Here is a 15,004-nt window from a genome sequence, read left to right as displayed (position 1 = left end):
GCTACTCCTCGCCGCCCGCCTTGCCATCAAGCTTGAGGGCGGCGAGTTCCTCCAGCATGTCGAGAAGCGCATCGACACGCTTGGCGCCAAAACGCGCGTCGATATCCGCATAGACGCGGCGCGAATCCGGCATCACCTCGTCGATGACAGCCTGACCGGCGGGTGCGAGCGCCAGGAGCACCCGGCGACCGTCTGCCTCGTCTTTCTCCCGCGTGATCAATCCGCGCTCTTCCAGGGAGCGCAGCATGCGCGTGAGGCTGGGTGCGAGAATGAAGGCTTTCTCCGCCACCTCCGTGGCATCGAGCTGGCCGGCCTCCGACAGCGCGCGCAACACCCGCCATTGCTGCTCGGTAACGTCGTGATCGGCAAGGATCGGCCGGAAATGGCTCATCACCGCCTCGCGCGCCTTCAGGAGGCCGATCGCCAGTGAACGCCGGCGCTCGCGCGGCGTGGTGTCCTTCGTCTTTTTGGGATTGTTCATGTCCGCCGGGGCATCCTTCGTCATCCTGCCTCTATCCGTGATTTTTCAAGTTCATGCAATCGCGAGCGGTATCAGACAGAGGACGGATCGATTGCGGTCGGCCGGCATGCTAGCGTCCGCGTTCAAATCACGACCTTTGAAAGTGCGGCCTCTCATGACGTCACAACCTTCCAGCGCAGCCTCGACCTATATTTTCGCGCTCGCTGCCATTCCCACCCTGCCCATCAAGGGAAGCGACGCGCTCTTCCCGGTGCACCGCATCTATTGCGTCGGTCGAAACTTCGCCGATCATGCCATCGAGATGGGTCATGACCCCGACAAGGAGCCGCCCTTCTTCTTCCAGAAGAACCCGGACACCCTGGTCCTGCCCGGCGAGGACTTTCCCTATCCCCCGGCAAGCACGGACGTACATCATGAGGTCGAGCTGGTCGTCGCGCTGAAGAGCGGCGGTAGCGACATTCCGGTCGAGCATGCGCTGGATTGCGTCTACGGCTACGCCGTCGGCCTCGATATGACACGGCGTGACTTGCAGGCGGAAGCCAAGAAACATGGCCGCCCCTGGGAGGTCGCGAAAGCCTTCGAACGGTCCGCGCCCTGCGGCTTCATCCACTCCGCAGCCGAGACCGGTCACCTGAGCGAGGGCGCGATCCGGCTTGCCGTCAATGGTGCGGTTCGCCAGAACGGCAACCTCAACCAGATGATCTGGAAGGTGCCGGAGATGATTGCCTATCTGTCCCGTCTGTTCACGCTGCAACCGGGCGACCTCATTTTCGCCGGCACGCCGGCCGGAGTGGGTGCTATCGAAAAGGGCGATACGATGGTCGCGCATATCGATGGGCTCGATGAGGTAACGTTTAACGTCGCCGGATAGATCTGACATCGCGCATGCGGGCACCTATCCCTTTGGCGTATTCCTTCGTCTTTCGGCCTGCGCCAAAGGACGTAGGGGTGGCAAGAGGAGGAGACCTGCATGCCCGTATCCGCCGATCTCATTGTTATCAATGCGCGCGTCCTCACCATGGACGAGGCCAATCCGCGTGCCGAAGCCATTGCGCTTGCCGGCGGCCGGATCGCTGCCGTCGGCAGCGAGCGCGATATCCTTGCGCTGAAGGGCGAAGAAACTCGGACTATCGATGCGCGCGGCGCCTCGGTGCTGCCGGGCTTCATCGAAAGCCACATCCACATGTTCGGCGGCGCCGAGGAGCTGGGACACCTGCAGCTTGCCGGCATTGAAGGTTTCGAGGCGCTGAAGGCGAGCCTGCTTGCCCATGCCACCACCCATCCCGACGACGCGCTTTTGACCGGCCACGGCGCCGGTTACACAATGATTTCCGAAGACGAGCCGCTGACGCGACACCATATCGACCGCATCATCGCGGACCGACCGGTCGTGCTGGTCGGCGCCGATCATCACACCAGCTGGGCGAATACCAAGGCGCTCGACATGGCCGGCATCCTGCACGGCAAGACGGTCAATCCCGGCAACGAAGTGGTGATGGGGCCGGATGGCCTTGCGACCGGCGAGCTGCGCGAATCCGAAGCCATGTCGCCCGTCCTGCATCTCGGCGGCCCGAACCGCACCCATCTCGGCATCGAGACCGGCGGCGAGCCCGACCCCGCGCCAAGTGCTGCGGAATGGGAGGCCGACAAGGCGATCATGCGCCGCGGCCTGGCCCACGCCGCCAAACACGGCATCACCTCGTTTCACAACATGGACGGCAATTTCTACCAGCTCCAGCTGATGGCGGCGCTGGAAGAGGACGGCACGATCACCGTGCGCGGCCAGGTGCCCTATCATTTCAAGAAGCCGATGACGCTCGCCGATCTCGAAAAGGCAAGCGAGATGGATCGGCGCTACCGCAGCGACTGGGTTTCCTCCGGCATGGTCAAGGTCTTCATGGACGGCGTGCTGGAATCCGGCACCGCCTTCCTCGTCGAGCCCTATGCGGACCGGCCGGATTGGTATGGCGAGCCCTATTTCAGCAACGAGGACTTCGCCGAACTCGCCACCGAGATCGACCGTCGCGGCCTGCAGATCGCGGTACACGCCATCGGCGACGGCGCCGTGCGGCGCGTGCTGAACGGCTATGAGGCCGCGCAGAAGGCCAACGGCGCCCGCGACAGCCGCCATCGCATCGAGCATGTCGAGCTGATCACCGAAGAGGACATGCCACGCTTTGCTAAGCTCGGCGTCATCGCCTCCATGCAGCCGCCGCATCCGCCGGGCGGTATGTGCTTTCCGCTCGAACCGACCCTCTCGCGCATCGGCGAGAAGCGCCGTTATCTCGCCTATGCCTGGCGGCGCATCAAGGAAACGGGTGCAGCATTGGCCTTCTCCTCCGACTGGCCGGTCTCGCCGATCGACCCGATCGCCGGCATCCAGGCCGCCGTGACACGAACGGTCTGGCAGGAGGGCGATCCGGATCATTCCGTCAGCCTGCACGATGCCATCGCCGCCTATACGATCGGCAGCGCCTACGCGGAGTTTGCCGAAGATCGCAAGGGCATGCTCAAGCCCGGCTACTTCGCCGACGTCGTCATCCTCGACAACGACATCGAAGCGGTCGAGCCGGAGCGTATCCGTGAGGTCCGTCCGAAGATGACGATCTGCGGCGGCCGGGTGACGTACGAGGCCTGAGGCTTTCATCCGTTCCAGATGAGACGCAGCCATCAGGCAGCAGACATTCGCCCGTCAACTCTACGATCTGGGCCGGCCTGCTGAACAAGGTCTGCCGGGCGCGCCTCGCAAGCGGCGCGCCCTTGCCGCCCGCACCAAAAACCCTTTCAATGCCTGCACCCATTTCAACCAGGTCTTTCCCATGAACCTTTCCGACTATGTCAGCCACGACGCCACCAGCCTTGCCCAGCTCGTCAAGCGCGGCGAGGTGACCGCCGCGGAACTTGCAGGCCTTGCCCGGCAGGCCTTCGAAAAGGTCGATCCGGCGATCAATGCCGTCGTCGAGTTTTATGACGATGCGGAAAGAGTGCCCGGCCCGGTGGAAGGCGCCTTCAATGGCGTGCCGTTCCTGCGCAAGGATATCGGCGCGACGGAGGAAGGCCGCCTGCAGGAATGCGGCAGCCGGCTGCTGAAGGGCAGCGTCAGCACCCACGACGCCTACTATACAAAGCGGGCCAAGGCAGCGGGCCTGCGCATCGTCGGCCGCAGCGCCGTGCCGGAACTGGCCTTCGCCGGCTTCACCGAAACCATTCTGGAAGGCATTACCCGCAACCCCTGGAACCTCGACGCCTCAGCCGGAGGCTCTTCCGGGGGTGCGGCGGCGGCGGTTGCCGCCGGCATCGTGCCGATCGCGCATGCCTCGGATGGTGGCGGCTCGATCCGCATTCCCGCCGGCTGGTGCGGCCTCGTCGGCCTCAATCCCTCGCGCGGCCGGGTTTCCGGCGGTCCGGACGGGCAGGATTCGCTGTTCGGCCTGGCGCGCGAATTCGTGGTCTGCCGCACGGTGCGCGACATGGCCGCCGCACTCGACGTCTTTGCCGGCCCGGAGCCGGGCGATCCGTTCATCATCCGCCAGCCGGAGCGGCCCTATCTCGACGAGCTGACCCAACCGACCGGCAAGCTGCGCATCGGCCTTGCCCGCACCGCCTGGGGCAGCGTGTCGATCGCCGAGGACGTGCTGGCGACACTCGACGCGACGGCCGCCCTGCTCGCGTCGATGGGCCATACGATCGAGGAGATCGCTCCGCCGGTGAATTCGCACGACATCATGATTGGCGTGATGGGCGGTTTCAATCTCGGCCTTGCCGAACTGCCGGCACTCGCCGCCGGCCTCGGCCGCCCGTTGGACGACACGACGCTGGAGCCTGTCATCCTCAAACTGATGCACCAGACGCTTGCCATGTCGCCGGCCGAGATCGTCACCATATTCGAGACCATGCGCAAGATCCGCCACGATGTCGCAATGGCAACGGCGAGCTACGACATCCTGCTGACGCCGACGACGCCGGTGACGGCGCCGGAACATGGCCGCTTTTCCACCACCCGCTCCGACCTTACGGCCACCGGCTTCGCCGAGGGCGACACCACGCTCTTCACCTTCCTCGGCACGTTCAACGCCACCGGCCAGCCCTCCGTCAGCCTGCCGCTCGGCCTCGACCGCAACCACATGCCGGTCGGTATCCAGATCGTCGGCCGCTTCGCCGACGAGGCGACGCTGGTGCGCGTTGCCCGCGATCTCGAAGAGGCGCGGCCCTGGAGCGCCATGCTGCCACCGGTGCATGCAGGCCGATAACCTGCGACAGCACGCCACGCATGCCCCTCCCCGTTGTTTGATCAACGTCAAAGAAGGAGGGGCCTCGCGGGTCTACCCCTTGCGCATGAACGATTGACGTTCGTCAGCAAGGAGACTTCCAGTGCGTATCATGGCAAAGAGCATCGTCGGTGCAGCAGCGGTCATTCTGGCGCTCGCGCTTCCCGCCGCAGCGGCAGATTTCGAGGTGCATATGCTCAACAAGGGTGCCGAAGGCGCCATGGTGTTCGAGCCGGCCTTCGTGAAGGTGGCGCCCGGCGACACGGTCACCTTCATCCCGACCGACAAGGGGCACAATGTCGAGACGATCAAGGGCATGATCCCGGACGGGGCGGAAGCCTTCAAGAGCAAGATGAACGAGAACTACAAGGTCACCTTCGACAAGCCGGGCGCCTATGGCGTCAAATGCACGCCGCATGTCGGCATGGGCATGGTGGGTGTGGTGGTCGTCGGCGACGCGCCGGCCAATCTCGACGCCGTCAAGACCGGCAAGCTGCCGAAGAAGGCCCGCGAGCGCATGGACGGCGCGATCACGGCTTTCGGTCTCTAGGAGGTCGGTTCGAAGTGGGAACGAAACCCGGGGTGGAGCGATCCGCTTCGGGTTTTTTCAGTCTGCCCATTCGGGATCGGTGGTGAAGGCGATCGTCAGCCAGCGATCCGGCCCCTCGTCGCCGATGGCGATACCGATTTCGTCGCGGATATCGTCCCATTCCTGCAGCTTCCGCGGCGGAAAATCCTCGGGCACGATGAAGAAGAGCTCGATCTGCCGGCCACGGCCGACGCGGGCGACATAGGCCCGGTAGGAGAGGAAGCCATGCCGCTCGACGATGGTTTTGGCGATCGCATCGACATGGCTTTTCAGGTCCCCGGGTGTGACGAGCAGGATATCGGCCAGCGCCTGCCGGATGGTGCCGGCGGGGATGGGGATGATAACAAGGCAGACGAGCGCCAGCGCCACCGGGTCGATATAGGGCGACAGCCATTCATGGGCCGTTCCCTGGATGAAATAGCCGATGACGAAGGCGACCAGCAGCGCACTCGTCAGGCCCGCGGACATCATCCAGGCCTTGGCGTCGAGTGCCACGAAATCCGACTGGAGGGTGCGGTTTGCGCGGGTGGCGATGATCGCCATGGCGACCGTCACGATGATCGTCACGACGGCATAGATGATCGCCTGGTCGAAATCGAGCGGCCTGCCACCGTCCATGATGCTGCCGATGGCGTTGATCAGAGCGTAGATCGCCGCACCGGTCAGAAGGATACCGTTGAGGCCCAGCACCATCGGCTCCAGATGCCAGAAGCCCATCGTGAAATGCTTGACGAGCCGGCCTTTGCCGCCGCCCGTCGCCGAGGATGCGATGAGGTTCGAGACGAGCAGGGCGAGCACGGTCATCGCCGCATCGGTCAGCGCATAGACGCCATCGAAGACGATGGCGAAGGAGCCGGAGAGAATGCCGAACAGGATACCGACGCCGGCAAGCACGATGGTGACGGCAATGGAGATGCGCAGAAGTCCCTGTTCCGTCCTCATGGATCGGCCCTTTCTCTCGTTCTGTGGCCCTTTCGGCTTATAGCCGGCCCCTCACATGAATTCCAACTTCTGAATGATAGGGATTTGCACATTTAATTTCCTAATGCCGCAGGCCGCTGTTAATTTAAGACCATAACCAACGGGATCCGCATGCTGAAACTCGTCCTGCTCTCGGCCTGGCTCTTCCTGACCGCGCTCGCATCTCCCCTTCTTGCTACAGACAATGCCATGACCCTCGACCTGCACAAGGCTGCCGCAGCCGACGACGCCGTTGCCATCAAAGCGCTTCTGGCCAAAGGCGTGGCAATCGACGCGCGGGACGGCAGCGGCGCGACGGCCCTGCTCGTCGCCACGCATGCCAACCGCGTGAACGCCGCCCGCGCACTGATCGAGGCCGGCGCCGACGTCAATGCCAAGGACGCCATCAGCGACAGTCCCTATCTCTATGCTGGCGCACGCGGGCACCTCGACATCCTCAAACTGACGCTTTCCCACGGCGCCGACCTCAAGAGCATCAACCGCTACGGCGGCACCGCCCTCATCCCGGCCGCCGAACGCGGCCATGTCGAGACGGTCGACACGCTGATCAAGGCCGGTATCGAGGTCGATCATGTCAACCGGCTCGGCTGGACGGCGCTGCTGGAGGCGATCATCCTCGGCGACGGAGGAAAGCGCCACGTCCAGATCGTCGATCTCCTGATCAAGGCCGGGACCAACGTCAATCTCGCCGACGATGACGGCGTGACGCCGCTCCAGCATGCGCGCGGCCGCGGCTTTGGCGAGATGGTCGCACTCCTGGAAAAAGCAGGCGCGAAGTGACGCCATTCACGAACAAGGCGGAAGAGAAATCCGTCGGGAAACACCGGAAACACTCAAGACAAAGGGCCTGAGACGATGCAAAGAAGCTACTATTCCTCCCTTGGCGGCCATCCGCCGCAGAGCGACCTCCTGACCGGGCGTGCCGTCTTCACCGAGGCCTATGCGGTGATTCCGAAGGGAACCATGCAGGATATCGTCACGAGCTTCCTGCCCTTCTGGAACGACACGCGTTGCTGGGTCATTGCGCGTCCGCTTTCCGGCTTTGCCGAGACGTTTTCGCAATACATCATGGAAGTGGCGCCGGGCGGCGGCAGCGACAGGCCGGAGCAGGACCCGGACGCCGAGGGCGTGCTCTTCGTCGTCGATGGCGAGGTGGAACTGACCTTGCCGACCGGCAAGCACACGCTCGAGCCGGGCGGTTATGCGTTTCTGCCGCCGGGCCTGAAATGGTCGCTGCACAATCGTTCGGGCGCCCATACCCGCTTCCACTGGATCCGCAAGGCCTATGAGGCGGTCGATGGACTTCCGCATCCGGAACCCCTGATCCTCAACGAAAAAGACATCAAGCCGTCGGAAATGCCCGGCACGAATGGCGGATGGGCGACGACGCGCTTCGTCGATCCCAACGACCTTCGCCACGACATGCATGTGACGATCGTCACGCTGATGCCCGGCGCGGTCATTCCCTTTGCCGAAACCCATGTCATGGAACACGGCCTCTACGTGCTGCAGGGCAAGGCCGTCTACCGCCTCAACCAGGACTGGGTGGAAGTCGAAGCCGGCGACTTCATGTGGCTGCGCGCCTTCTGCCCGCAGGCCTGCTATGCCGGTGGCCCCGGCCCGTTCCGCTATCTGCTCTACAAGGACGTCAACCGCCACATGGCGCTGAAGCCTTTCGGTTCCCGCCGCTAAAATCCGCTTAGAAACCCGCGCCCCACCGGCGCGGGTTTTTTCATGAGGGTAACGGCATCGCGTCCGGATAGGATCGCGGATCGAAGCGCAGATAGAGCAGCGCCGTCACCAGCACGCAGCCGAGATGCAACGCCCAGCCGGCGGCAAAACCACCCGTCCAATCGTGCAGCACTGCCATCGCATAGGGACCGATGGCAGCGATGAGGAAGCCGCCACCCTGCATCAGCGCGGCAAGCGCGCCGGCCTGTTCCGGCCGCGGCAGGTGATCGAGCGCGGTGACGATGGCAAGCGCGAAACTGCCACCGAGGCCGGCGCCGCAAAGCCCCGCCCAGACCGCCGGAGCCAGGTCGGGAAGGCCTGCAAGGCCGAAAAAGCCGATAGCCTGGAACGCAATGGTCAGCCACAGCCAGCGACGGCGGTCGATATTCCCGCGCGCGAAAATCGGGAGGCCCAGCGCCGCAACGGCTTGGCAGATCGCCATGATGGCGACGAGGCCACTGCTGTCGGTGCTGTTCCAACCCTGCGCCTGGTAGTAGGGCGCAAGCCAGGCAATCATTGAAGTGTAGCCGGCATTGATCAACCCGAAGGCCGCCATCAGCACCCAGGTGCGCGGCCGGCTGAGAAGCTGGCGCGTCAGCGTGCCGTCCGGCTTGCTCGACTGCACATCGGACAGGATGCGCCAGGCGGCAGCGAGCGCGATGACGACCGGCAGCGCCAGCCAGGCGAGTGCCGCCCGCCAGCCGAAACCGGCATGCACCAACACCGGCATCAGCCGCGCACCGAAGGCGCCGCCAGCCATGATCATCGCCGAATAGAGACCGGTGACAACCGGCACCTGGGTTGGGAAGCGTGCCTTGATGATGCCGGGAAAGGCCGCCTGGATGAAGGCGACGCCGATGCCGCAGAGCGCCGCCGTCAGGATCAGCGACACCCCGTCCACGGCGACGAGGCGAAGCGCCGAACCGAACAGGAGGATGCAGAGTGCCATCAACAGCCCGCGCCGCGCGCCGAGCTTCACCTGAAGGCCGGGCGCAATGAACGCGCCGAGCCCCATCAGGAACATCGGCAGCAGGGTGAGCATCGCAATACCGCCATAGCCGAGACCGGTATCCGCGACGATCTCGGCGAGGATCGGTGCCGGGGCAGCGAGAAAGGGACGCAGGTTGAGCCCGATCAGCACGACCAATGCCAGCATTGCCCAATCGCGGTCAGCGCGCGCCTCAACGGTATCCATCAGAATTGACTCTCGTGCTGAAAATGCCTGTTCGCGGCAGGGTGGGGGCCTGCCGATCGTGCCTATCGCTATCACCGGCTTGAATCATGCGCAAATTAGATGTTTAGATGCTGACTATTCTGATTTTCGATGGAGATGTCGTGCTCGACCCGCGCCTGCTTCGGGCCTTCGTGGCAATTGCCGACGCCGGGAGTTTCACGGCTGCCGCCGATCGCCTGCATATGACGCAATCGACCATGAGCCAGCAGATCGCAAGGCTCGAGGAGGCGATCGGGCGGGATCTGGTCGACCGCGCCGCGCGGCCGGTGCGCTTGACCGTTACGGGCGAACGCCTGCTCGGCCACGCCCGCCGCATCCTCGCCCTCCAGACCGAAGCGCTGACGCTGGTGGCGGAAACCTCCGGCACCACCTCCGTGCGCATCGGCATGCCGGATGACATCGCCACGCCGGAAATGGCCCGTGCCTTCGCCGCCTTCACCAAACGCCACAAGGAAGCACGCCTCGACGTCACCACCGGCCTGCGCGCCGACCTCAACCGCCGCTACCGCGCCGGCGAACTCGACATCGTGGTGTTGAAGGAGGACACGCCGAGCGCCGACAGCTGGGCGAGCTTCGAGGAACCGATCGCCTGGTTCACCGCAATGGATGCGGCGCCCGACCTGCCCGACCCGACGCCGCTCGTCACCTTTCCGCCCGGCGGGCTCTATCGCGATGCCATGTCCGAACGGCTGGAGCGCGAGCGCCGCCGCTGGTACGTCGCCTTCACCTCCGCCAGCCTGCGCAACGTGCTGATGGCCGTCGAGGCCGGCCTCGGCCTCTCGCTGCTGCCGATCGACGCGACGAAGGGGTGGCGGGTCAAGCAGCTTGCCGATTTCGGCGCGGAACCGCCGGTCGTCGCCTCGCTCTATGCCTGGGAACGCAACGGCATCGTCGGGGAACTGGCAAGCGAGGTGCTCGACATCCTCAAACGGCATTTTGCCCGGCTGGATTAGGCCTTGTAGAGATCCGCATAGGTCTCGCGCAGGACGTTCTTCTGCACCTTGCCCATCGTGTTGCGCGGCAGGTCGTCGACGAAGAGCACGCGCTTGGGCTGCTTGTAGCGCGCCAGCCGGTCCTTCAGCCCATCGAGCACGGCCTTCTCATCCAGCGCAGAGCCCTTCGCCCGCACCACGACAGCCGTCACGCCCTCGCCGAAATCCGGATGCGGTACGCCGATGACCGCGCTTTCGATGACGCCCTGCATGCCGTCGATCTCGGTTTCCACTTCCTTCGGATAGATGTTGTAGCCGCCGGAAATGACGAGGTCCTTGCCGCGCCCGACGATGTGGACGTAGCCGCGCTCATCGATCTTGCCGAGGTCACCGCTGATGAAGAAACCGTCGGCGCGAAACTCGGCGGCGGTCTTCTCCGGCATGCGCCAATAGCCCTTGAAGACGTTCGGCCCCCTCACTTCGATCATGCCCGTCTCGCCATCCGGCACGGCAGCGCCGGTCTCCGGGTGGGTGACCCGAAGCGAGACGCCGGGCAACGGAAAACCCACCGTGCCGGCGATCCGGTCGCCATCATAGGGGTTGGAGGTGTTCATGTTGGTTTCGGTCATGCCGTAGCGCTCGAGGATGGCATGACCGGTCTTTTCCGCAAAACTGCGGTGGGTTTCGGCAAGGAGCGGCGCCGAGCCGGAAACGAAGAGCCGCATCCCTGCCGTTGCCTCCCGTGTCAGGCCCGGGTGCTGCACGAGCCGGACATAGAAGGTCGGCACTCCCATCATCACGGTCGCGTTTTCCATCAGCCCGAGCGCCTGGTCGGCATCGAATTTCGGCAGCAGATACATCGAGGCGCCGGAGAGCAGCGTCACGTTCGAGGCGACGAAAAGGCCATGCGTGTGGAAGATCGGCAGGGCGTGGATCAGCCGGTCCGCGCTGGTGAAGCGCCAATGGTCACGCAGCGTCAGCGCATTGGAGAGCAGGTTGTCATGCGTCAGCATCGCGCCCTTGGAGCGCCCCGTCGTGCCGGACGTATAGAGGATCGCGGCCAGATCATCCGGGCCGCGCTCCGCATCGGCAAAATCCGCCGCCTCGCCGCCTGCCCGCTGGAGAAGGCTGCCGCCGCCGGTCGCATCCAGCGTCTCGACCACGCTGCCATGGGTTTGCGCGATCGCCGCGATACCCTTTTCGGATTTCGGATCGACGACCACCAGGCGCGGCTGCGCATCGCCGATGAAATAATCCAGCTCCGCCAGCGTATAGGCCGGGTTGAGCGGCAGATAGACCGCGCCGGCACGCAGGCAGGCGAGATAGAGCATCAGCGCCTCGGGGCTCTTGTCCACCTGGACCGCCACCCGGTCGCCCGGCTGCACGCCCCGAGCGCTGAGCGCGCCAGCGAGTTGCCCGGAGAACCGGATCATATCGCCATGGGTCCACCGCCGTCCCTCGGCCGTCTCGATGAAGACCGCCTCCGGCGTCGCAGCCGCCCGGATCGCGTCGAAAAGATGGTTGGCCATGGATGATCTCCTCTCCCGTTCGCCCGCACATTGTCACATCGCCGGGCGAGGATACCAGAGGCAAAAAGCAGAAAGGAATCAGCGAAGCAGGCCCTGTCCACCGTCGATCCACAGGGGAGTGCCGGTAATGTGCCGCGCTTTGGAAGAGGCGAGGAACAGAATGACGTCGGCGACCTCGCTGGCCATGCCGGGCTTGCCGTGCGAGACTGGTATGTCACCCTCCGGCCAAACGACAGGAATGCCGGTTTCGTCGGAACCCCGTTGCTCCGTGTTCTCGTCGATGCGGGTCTCGATTGCGCCGGGGCAGAGCGCGTTGACGCGGATCCCGGCCTTGCCAAGCTCCAGCGCCAATTGCTGCACCATCGCCACCTGCGCCGCCTTAGTGGCGGAATAGGCGGTGGCGCCCGGCGTCGTGAAGGTGCGCGTGCCATTGATCGAGGAGACGACGACGATGACGCCCTTCCCCGCCTTCTTGAGGTGCGGCACCGTCAGGTGAAGCGTCAGATACGTGCCGCGCAGGTTGACGGCAATCGTCTCGTCCCATTCCGCCGGTTTCAAATCGTCGATCGGCGCCCAGACGCCATTGATGCCCGCATTGGCGACGACAATGTCGAGACCACCGAACGCGTCGGCGAGGTGCTCGACCGAACGGCGCATGGAATCTTCGTCCGCCACATCCGCCGCAAGCGCGAGCCCAGCACCTCCAAGCTCGAGAATTTCCTTCGCAACGGCCTCGACCTCCTGCGTGGTGCGGCTCAGGACGCCGACGCTTGCGCCATGACGGGCGAAGGCCAGCGCCGTGGCCTTGCCGATGCCGGAGCCCGCACCGGTGACGAGGACGACCTTTCCTGCAAACAGCATCGGCACCTCCATCCGTTACGGCTCGACAGGAATGCCTGGCAGGCAAATCCGTTCCCGATTTTGCGGAACCAAGCGGAGGGCTTCGCGTTTGTTCAAGACACCAAGCCAGTTCGCAGGAGTTCGACGTGCGCCAGAAGAAGAAGCCGCTTGCCCGCAAACCCGCTGCCATCCCGAATGCCATACCCAACGACACGCGCAAACGCCGCAACGCCTGGGAACCACAGGTGATCGTCCCGCACCAGGTTGACTTGCCGCTCAACCAGCCGAACAGGGACGAAGTGGTCGTGCCCGCAACGCCGAACGGCCGCAGCCTCGTCAACGGCCGGCTCTGAAGGGAGCGGCCAGATGCGTGTGAAGGACGTGATGTCCGCCCAGATCGTGACGGTATCTCCCAACGACACCGCCCAGTCGGCCGCCCGGCTGATGCTCGAAACAGAAGTCGGCGCCCTGCCGGTCGAAGTGCCCGGCGTCGGCGCCATTGTCGGCATCATCACCGATCGCGACATCGTCGCATCGGTTCTGGCCCAAGGGCTCTCGACCTCGACGGCGATTGCCGAATTCATGACCGTGTCACCTGAAGTGTGTAACGAAGACGATCACACGGCGACGATCGCGGCCCGCATGCGTCATTTCGGCGTGCGCCGCCTCGTGGTGGTGAATGACGACCGGCGTGTCGTCGGCATTGTCAGCCTTGTCGACCTGCCGGCCGAAAAACCCGCGCAGGAGGGCGTGCAATGACGATCTTTGCGACTGACCGGCTGTGGGACGAGGCCGTCGTGCTTGAGGGCGACCAGCGGGTGCTTCATGTGCAAAGCACGCGCGACGCTCTTCTCTGCCTGAAGAACCATTGGCCGATCGAAGATGGCCCTGCGGCGCTGACGGCGAAAAGCGTCTGCGAACAGGGGCTGACCAGCGACGACGACCCGGCCTTTGCCCGCCGGGCCTTCATCGAAGCGGCAAAGGAAGCCGATTTCCGTGTGAACTCGTGGACGGCGGCATAGACCGTCGCCACCTCGAAGGGACACCGCCGTGAACGAAGACCGCCAGGAATGGATCAGCAAACGCGCCTATGGCCTGTGGGAGGCGAACGGCCGCCCGCACGGCAAGGACCAGGAACATTGGGAACAGGCGGCACGTGAACGTGCCGAACTCGAGAAGGTCGCTCTGCCGGAGCATCTCAGGAAAAGACGCAATTCGGATGAGGCCGACGATGCGACGCGTGCGGCCGTCAACCTCGCCCGCGGTGCACGCTTCCACAGGAAAGCAACACGGAGTCTTCCGTCCACAATCGAAACGAGCTAGCCGAGGCATTTCGCAAGCCCCCAAAGCCCCTGCTTTCACTACCCTATTTCTCTGGCATGTTCCTGCATGCCCGGCGACGGGCGTTTCGCCGACTTTCGAGGAAGCGCAACAATCGCTCCTCCTCCGAGCGTAGCCCGGTTACCTTCAGGGTCGGGCGGCGCAGTGCGAGCCGCAGGGTCTCAGGCGTTTCGGCAAGTGCGATGATGTCGGGATGGATGTAGCTCGACCGCGCGATAGCCGGCGTGTTCTGGAGAACGTCTGCCGCCGCCGTCGACATCCCCTTGATCGTCGGCCGGTCGCCTGCATCTATCGCATGACGCGCCAGCGAAAAGGCGGCGAGGCTGCCGGCCCAGGTCCGGAATGTCTTGGCAGAAACGGCAATACCGGAAATATCGGCGAGATAGGTGTTGAGCCGGCCGGAATCGATCGGCCGCACCAGATCCGTCTCGTCTTTCCAGACGAAGAGCTGGCGCCCCGGCAGATCGGCACAGTCTTCAAGCAGCCGTTGGAGGCGCGGGTGTTTCAGCGTCCGACGCACCCGCTTGCCGCCCTTGGCCGCGAAGCGGAGCTCTATGTGCCCATCGGCCAGCGAGACATGACGCTTCAACAGCGTCGTCGCGCCATAGGTCCCGTTCTCCTGCACATAGGTCCGATTGCCAACCCGCAACTGCACCTCATCAAGCAGCACGGTGATCGCCGCCAACATCGTATCGACCGCGCCGGGCGTGCCGTCGAGATCCCGCCGCACCGCGCGCCGGAGCTTTGGCAGCGCCCGGCCGAAGGCGATGAGTTGGTCGAACTTGTCACCGCTCTTCAGCGCCTGCCAGTCCGGGTGATAGCGATATTGCTTGCGCCCGCGCGCATCGTAGCCCGTCGCCTGAAGATGGCCGTTGCCGTCGAGGCAGATCCAGACATTCTCATAGGCCGGCGGCAGGCCAAGCCCGGCGATGCGCGCCTTCAGCGCACCATCGCGCACGAGAGAGCCGTCCGGCAGGCGATAACAAAAACTGCGGCCGGACCGCTGGCGCCGGATTCCGGGCTCGCTGTCGGAGACATAAGTAAGACCGGTTGCTGTGAGGTTGTCCGGTGCCATGTC

17 protein-coding genes are annotated in these 15,004 nt (G+C 64.5%); 11 read left to right on the top strand and 6 right to left on the bottom strand.

Going from position 1 to position 15,004, the window contains the following annotated elements; translation table 11 throughout:
* Position 1: 1 nt before the first annotated feature.
* On the bottom strand, positions 2-505 hold the full coding sequence (gene hpaR, locus BSY16_RS18180; protein WP_069060970.1) for a homoprotocatechuate degradation operon regulator HpaR: 504 nt from the start codon (positions 503-505) through the stop codon (positions 2-4).
* A gap of 130 nt (positions 506-635) precedes the next feature.
* Between hpaR and BSY16_RS18175 the strand changes: the two genes are divergently transcribed.
* The 4 genes from BSY16_RS18175 to BSY16_RS18160 all read left to right on the top strand — a co-directional run bounded on the left by BSY16_RS18175 (position 636) and on the right by BSY16_RS18160 (position 5,299).
* Entirely contained in the window at positions 636-1,352 is a 717-nt protein-coding gene (locus tag BSY16_RS18175; RefSeq protein WP_069060969.1) for a fumarylacetoacetate hydrolase family protein, read from the top strand.
* Positions 1,353-1,451: 99 nt separating this feature from the next.
* Positions 1,452-3,119, top strand: coding sequence for an amidohydrolase (locus BSY16_RS18170; RefSeq protein WP_069060968.1), 1,668 nt, complete (start codon positions 1,452-1,454; stop codon positions 3,117-3,119).
* Between the two features lie 181 nt (positions 3,120-3,300).
* Entirely contained in the window at positions 3,301-4,731 is a 1,431-nt protein-coding gene (locus tag BSY16_RS18165; RefSeq protein WP_069060967.1) for an amidase, read from the top strand.
* Positions 4,732-4,852: 121 nt separating this feature from the next.
* On the top strand, positions 4,853-5,299 hold the full coding sequence (locus tag BSY16_RS18160) for a pseudoazurin (RefSeq protein WP_069060966.1): 447 nt from the start codon (positions 4,853-4,855) through the stop codon (positions 5,297-5,299).
* A 57-nt stretch (positions 5,300-5,356) separates the two neighbouring features.
* On the opposite strand, the gene BSY16_RS18155 is transcribed toward BSY16_RS18160, so the two are convergent.
* Positions 5,357-6,280 (bottom strand): cation diffusion facilitator family transporter, encoded by a 924-nt coding sequence (locus tag BSY16_RS18155; protein WP_069060965.1) that lies wholly within the window; start codon positions 6,278-6,280, stop codon positions 5,357-5,359.
* Positions 6,281-6,508: 228 nt separating this feature from the next.
* Between BSY16_RS18155 and BSY16_RS18150 the strand changes: the two genes are divergently transcribed.
* Positions 6,509-7,099 carry an ankyrin repeat domain-containing protein gene (locus tag BSY16_RS18150; RefSeq protein ID WP_210187416.1) on the top strand — a complete coding sequence of 197 codons (591 nt, stop codon included), beginning with the start codon at positions 6,509-6,511 and terminating at the stop codon, positions 7,097-7,099.
* Positions 7,100-7,174: 75 nt separating this feature from the next.
* Complete coding sequence (locus BSY16_RS18145) at positions 7,175-8,011, top strand: bifunctional allantoicase/(S)-ureidoglycine aminohydrolase (protein WP_069060963.1); 837 nt, start codon at positions 7,175-7,177, stop codon at positions 8,009-8,011.
* Between the two features lie 40 nt (positions 8,012-8,051).
* On the opposite strand, the gene BSY16_RS18140 is transcribed toward BSY16_RS18145, so the two are convergent.
* Positions 8,052-9,245, bottom strand: a complete 1,194-nt coding sequence (locus BSY16_RS18140) for a cyanate transporter (RefSeq protein ID WP_069060962.1) — start codon at positions 9,243-9,245, stop codon at positions 8,052-8,054.
* 107 nt (positions 9,246-9,352) lie between these two features.
* Here BSY16_RS18140 and BSY16_RS18135 point away from each other — a divergent pair, with 107 nt between their 5' ends.
* Positions 9,353-10,237, top strand: coding sequence for a LysR family transcriptional regulator (locus BSY16_RS18135; protein ID WP_286157152.1), 885 nt, complete (start codon positions 9,353-9,355; stop codon positions 10,235-10,237).
* Here BSY16_RS18135 and BSY16_RS18130 read toward each other — a convergent pair.
* Positions 10,234-11,745, bottom strand: a complete 1,512-nt coding sequence (locus BSY16_RS18130) for a malonate--CoA ligase (protein WP_069060961.1) — start codon at positions 11,743-11,745, stop codon at positions 10,234-10,236. The genes BSY16_RS18135 and BSY16_RS18130 overlap by 4 nt on opposite strands.
* A gap of 78 nt (positions 11,746-11,823) precedes the next feature.
* Entirely contained in the window at positions 11,824-12,606 is a 783-nt protein-coding gene (locus BSY16_RS18125) for an SDR family oxidoreductase (protein ID WP_069061615.1), read from the bottom strand.
* 125 nt (positions 12,607-12,731) lie between these two features.
* Between BSY16_RS18125 and BSY16_RS18120 the strand changes: the two genes are divergently transcribed.
* Genes BSY16_RS18120 through BSY16_RS18105 form a run of 4 tightly spaced genes read left to right on the top strand, consistent with a single transcriptional unit; the run spans position 12,732 to position 13,908 of the window.
* Positions 12,732-12,938, top strand: coding sequence for a hypothetical protein (locus tag BSY16_RS18120; protein WP_069060960.1), 207 nt, complete (start codon positions 12,732-12,734; stop codon positions 12,936-12,938).
* Between the two features lie 13 nt (positions 12,939-12,951).
* Positions 12,952-13,344, top strand: coding sequence for a CBS domain-containing protein (locus tag BSY16_RS18115; RefSeq protein ID WP_069060959.1), 393 nt, complete (start codon positions 12,952-12,954; stop codon positions 13,342-13,344).
* Positions 13,345-13,346: 2 nt separating this feature from the next.
* Positions 13,347-13,607: a DUF982 domain-containing protein gene (locus BSY16_RS18110; RefSeq protein ID WP_150130062.1), complete on the top strand. Its 261-nt coding sequence runs from the start codon at positions 13,347-13,349 to the stop codon at positions 13,605-13,607.
* A gap of 28 nt (positions 13,608-13,635) precedes the next feature.
* Complete coding sequence (locus BSY16_RS18105; protein ID WP_069060957.1) at positions 13,636-13,908, top strand: DUF2934 domain-containing protein; 273 nt, start codon at positions 13,636-13,638, stop codon at positions 13,906-13,908.
* Between the two features lie 43 nt (positions 13,909-13,951).
* Here BSY16_RS18105 and BSY16_RS18100 read toward each other — a convergent pair whose 3' ends face one another.
* Entirely contained in the window at positions 13,952-15,001 is a 1,050-nt protein-coding gene (locus BSY16_RS18100) for a DNA topoisomerase IB (RefSeq protein ID WP_069060956.1), read from the bottom strand.
* Positions 15,002-15,004 lie beyond the last annotated feature (3 nt).

Source organism: Sinorhizobium sp. RAC02 (assembly GCF_001713395.1).
Taxonomy (GTDB): Bacteria; Pseudomonadota; Alphaproteobacteria; order Rhizobiales; family Rhizobiaceae; genus Shinella.
Note: the sequence above shows the minus strand (reverse complement) of the source record. Positions and strands in the feature narration are given on the sequence as shown.

Excerpts from the sequence above, each read along its gene's own strand:
- BSY16_RS18150 (WP_210187416.1), top strand. The coding sequence starts at position 6,509 with ATGACCCTCGACCTGCACAAGGCTGCCGCAGCCGACGACGCCGTTGCC.
- BSY16_RS18175 (WP_069060969.1), top strand. The coding sequence starts at position 636 with ATGACGTCACAACCTTCCAGCGCAGCCTCGACCTATATTTTCGCGCTC.
- BSY16_RS18165 (WP_069060967.1), top strand. The coding sequence starts at position 3,301 with ATGAACCTTTCCGACTATGTCAGCCACGACGCCACCAGCCTTGCCCAG.
- BSY16_RS18100 (WP_069060956.1), bottom strand. The coding sequence starts at position 15,001 with ATGGCACCGGACAACCTCACAGCAACCGGTCTTACTTATGTCTCCGAC.
- BSY16_RS18130 (WP_069060961.1), bottom strand. The coding sequence starts at position 11,745 with ATGGCCAACCATCTTTTCGACGCGATCCGGGCGGCTGCGACGCCGGAG.
- hpaR (WP_069060970.1), bottom strand. The coding sequence starts at position 505 with ATGACGAAGGATGCCCCGGCGGACATGAACAATCCCAAAAAGACGAAG.
- BSY16_RS18125 (WP_069061615.1), bottom strand. The coding sequence starts at position 12,606 with ATGCTGTTTGCAGGAAAGGTCGTCCTCGTCACCGGTGCGGGCTCCGGC.
- BSY16_RS18140 (WP_069060962.1), bottom strand. The coding sequence starts at position 9,245 with ATGGATACCGTTGAGGCGCGCGCTGACCGCGATTGGGCAATGCTGGCA.
- BSY16_RS18170 (WP_069060968.1), top strand. The coding sequence starts at position 1,452 with ATGCCCGTATCCGCCGATCTCATTGTTATCAATGCGCGCGTCCTCACC.
- BSY16_RS18135 (WP_286157152.1), top strand. The coding sequence starts at position 9,353 with ATGCTGACTATTCTGATTTTCGATGGAGATGTCGTGCTCGACCCGCGC.
- BSY16_RS18155 (WP_069060965.1), bottom strand. The coding sequence starts at position 6,280 with ATGAGGACGGAACAGGGACTTCTGCGCATCTCCATTGCCGTCACCATC.
- BSY16_RS18145 (WP_069060963.1), top strand. The coding sequence starts at position 7,175 with ATGCAAAGAAGCTACTATTCCTCCCTTGGCGGCCATCCGCCGCAGAGC.
- BSY16_RS18115 (WP_069060959.1), top strand. The coding sequence starts at position 12,952 with ATGCGTGTGAAGGACGTGATGTCCGCCCAGATCGTGACGGTATCTCCC.